This is a genomic window from Armatimonas sp. (genome assembly GCF_043760365.1).
Classification (GTDB): domain Bacteria; phylum Armatimonadota; class Armatimonadia; order Armatimonadales; family Armatimonadaceae; genus Armatimonas.
On record NZ_JAYUPA010000881.1, the window covers coordinates 1 to 3,038 of the forward strand.

At 60.9% G+C, this 3,038-nt stretch carries 3 protein-coding genes; 1 reads left to right on the forward strand and 2 read right to left on the reverse strand.

Translation table 11 applies throughout. The features are described from left to right. Positions 1–850 (forward strand): pyruvate kinase (pyk, locus tag ACH2EH_RS21875; RefSeq protein WP_395145073.1); only part of this gene is annotated, 850 nt, incomplete at its 5' end. Positions 851–866: 16 nt separating this feature from the next. Here the strand turns inward: pyk and ACH2EH_RS21880 are convergent. Together ACH2EH_RS21880 and mgtE are read right to left on the reverse strand one after the other, a co-directional pair. After that, entirely contained in the window at positions 867–1,475 is a 609-nt protein-coding gene (locus ACH2EH_RS21880) for a DUF3137 domain-containing protein (RefSeq protein WP_395145075.1), read from the reverse strand. Between the two features lie 35 nt (positions 1,476–1,510). Next, positions 1,511–2,902: a magnesium transporter gene (gene mgtE / locus ACH2EH_RS21885; protein WP_395145077.1), complete on the reverse strand. Its 1,392-nt coding sequence runs from the start codon at positions 2,900–2,902 to the stop codon at positions 1,511–1,513. Positions 2,903–3,038: the final 136 nt, after the last annotated feature.

Consider the following 3,038-nt stretch of genomic DNA (forward strand, 5'->3'; position numbering starts at 1 on the left):
GGTCTCGTTCGTGCGCCGCGCCGCCGACATGGAGCCGCTCCGTGGGCTCCTTGCCCAGGCGAAGAGTGGGACGCGCCTGATTGCTAAGATCGAGAAGCCCGAGGCGCTAGAGAACCTAGACGAGATTCTTGCTGCCGCCGATGGGCTGATGGTGGCCCGTGGCGATCTGGGGGTAGAGGTTCCTCTGCACCAGGTGCCCGTGATCCAGAAGCAGCTTATCCTGGCGTGCATTGCGGTGGGCAAGCCGGTGATTACGGCGACCCAGATGATGGAGTCTATGATAAAAGCGCCACGTCCCACCCGCGCCGAAGTCTCGGATGTTGCCAACGCGGTCTTTGACGGCACGAGCGCGGTGATGCTCTCCGGGGAGACCGCGATGGGAGACTTTCCCATTCAGACGGTGCGAGCCATGGCAACCACAGCGGAGTATGCCGAGGGGCACTTACCCTACGGCCAGCTCCTGCGGGAAGGGCTGGAGCGTGACGCCGTGAGCCGTGGGGAGGCGCTCTCTCAAGGTGTCACCGAGATCGCCAGCGACCTGGGAGCCGCCGCGATTTTATGCTCAACGTCCTCCGGGGAAACGGCTCGGCAGTTCGCCCGCCTACGCCCGTCCGTTCCCATAATCGCCGCGACTGCCAATGTCGCCACTTACCGACGGCTGGCGCTTCTGTGGGGAATCCAGCCGCTCCTCGTGCCCGAGACGAGTGTCGTCGAGGAGCGAATTGCGGCAATGCTCGCGGGAGCGAAGTTGGCGGGCTGGGTAATGCCTGGTGATACTGTCGTTGTGACCGCTGGGGCGAGTGTGGGCACTCCTGGAGGCACGACCGCCTTCCGCGTAGAGACAGTGTGAGGCAAGCTAAGAAGGTTTAAAGCTTCAGCGGTGGCGCTTCCTCGTAGGCGGAGCCAATGCGGCATAGCTGATCCAGTGTCTCCGCGAACAACTCAAATAGCGCCTTTAAGCGTTCCACGTCTTTGATTACACCGACGACATGGAAGTAAAGTTCGTCCGTGTCCTCGGGAAAGGGCAAGCCTAAGACCCCCTCGTTGTCCTTGACGGTAAAGTGAATCTGGGGATGGATGGCAATTAGCTCTCGGAGCTTTGGGTTGTCAAAGAGCGCATCGAGCTTTCCCCCGTCGGTGCCCCGGATAACGAAGTCCCGGTCGAAGTCCGCATGACCGACCTCGACATCCTGCGCCCCGAACCACTCGGCGATTTCGCTGAAGAGTCCACGACGGTGGATGCTGAATCGGAAGTGGTCCGGGTTGATATAGGGTGCTCTCAGTCGGGTGAAAACGACGGTGGTTTTGCCGGTGGACACCACGAACGTATCCAGAGTGATGATCCACTCCTCGTGCGTTGCCTGAACTTTGTCCCCTTTCCAGAAGCCGCCCTGAACGTAGTCCGCTCCGGTTTCATCGCAAAGCTGCCGCCAGATTTCCTCTTTACTGGGGCCAAACCATTTTCGAAGTGACATACCCGATTCCTCCCGCTGACGAGCGATTATACCCATTAGTGAAGCTCAGTGAGGAGCTTATGTGCGATGCTCAGGTAGATCACCAAGCCCGTTGCGTCCACGAGGGTGGTGATGAGTGGTGCCGAGACAAGCGCCGGGTCTATCTTGAGCTTGTTGGCCGCAAGCGGGATCAGGGAGCCAATGGTGTTAGCCCAGGTACAGATCGCCAGGATACTCAGCGCCACGACCAGGGAGAGCTGAACACCACTGTCCCAGAGCATTGCACGCCCAAAGGCAATAAGCCCCAGCAGAATGCCCAGTAGCACCCCGGAGATAAGCTCGCGCACCAAGACTCTGCCCGTGTCGCGGCCTTGGATCTCCCGAAGCGCAATGCCTCGGATGATGGTCGAGACGGTTTGTGCGCCTGTATTGCCGCCTGTGCCAATGAGCAGGGGGACGAAGAAGCTCAGGGCGACGACCTTGGCGAGCTCGTCCTCGAAGTGGCGCAAGACAGCCCCTGTCGCGGTCTCGGCGACAAAGAGCAGCACGAGCCAGCCGACACGACTCTTGACCACGCGCCAGATCGGGACGGAGAAGTACGGGGCATTGATAACCCCTGGCTCCGCCGAGATACCACTTTGCTTGAGGGCGTCCTCGGTCTGCTCCTCGGTGAGAACGTCCACGATGTCATCCACCGTGACGATTCCCGCCATCGTGCCGTCGCTGTGGAGCACGGGCATGGCAAGAAAGTCGTAGCGGGAGATGAGGCGGGCCACTTCCTCTTGGTCCGTGTCCACCTTGACCGAGACAATATCGCGCGTCATCACGTCGGTGAGGCGCTGCTCGCTCTTGGCCTGCACGAGGTCGCGCAGAGAGAGCACCCCGATAAGGCGCTGCCCCTCCATGACATACAGATCACTGAACGTCTCCACCTCCGCATCTGCCTGGCGCACGGCGGCAAAGGCTTCCTCCACCGTAAGCTCTGGCGTGAGGCGCATGAACTTCTCGGTCATGAGGCGACCGGCGCTACTCTTGGGGTAGGAGAGCAGCTCACGCACCTCAGCGGCGTCTTCCTGGTCGGTCCACTGACTGAGCAGGACTTCCTGGCGCTCGGGCGTAGCGGACTCTGCCAGCACGCCTGCGGCATCGTCCATGGGAAGCAGATCCAGCAGAGCGGCGATGCGCTCAGGCACCTCGTTATCCAGGAGGTAGCGGGCTTTTTGTTGGTCTAGCTCGTCGAGCACCTCGGCGGCACGCTCGGAGTCGAGGGCACGGAAGACACGAATGGCGTCCTCGTTAGTGAGTCGCTCCATGACCTCCGCAAGGTCAGCGGGGTGATGGCCTGCGAGAGCTTGGGTGAGAATCGCTTCGTCTGCCTGAAGTAGTGCGGCGCGGACGCTCTCTTCGAGGCGGAGCGTGTTGTTATCGATGGTTTCCATCCGAATCATGGCAGTACCTTTCCTTTCCCCGGCAAGCACCGACAGACAGAGCCTAGAGGCTCTGACACGCCGAAGCAATCAGGGAACGAATCGAGATGGAAGAGCGGTGTCTTTCGCGATGGGCGACGCTGCCCAGGACACCTTC

Bases quoted from the DNA above. Each gene is read 5' to 3' on its own strand.
- mgtE (WP_395145077.1), bottom strand. From the start codon at position 2,902: ATGATTCGGATGGAAACCATCGATAACAACACGCTCCGCCTCGAAGAG.
- ACH2EH_RS21880 (WP_395145075.1), bottom strand. From the start codon at position 1,475: ATGTCACTTCGAAAATGGTTTGGCCCCAGTAAAGAGGAAATCTGGCGG.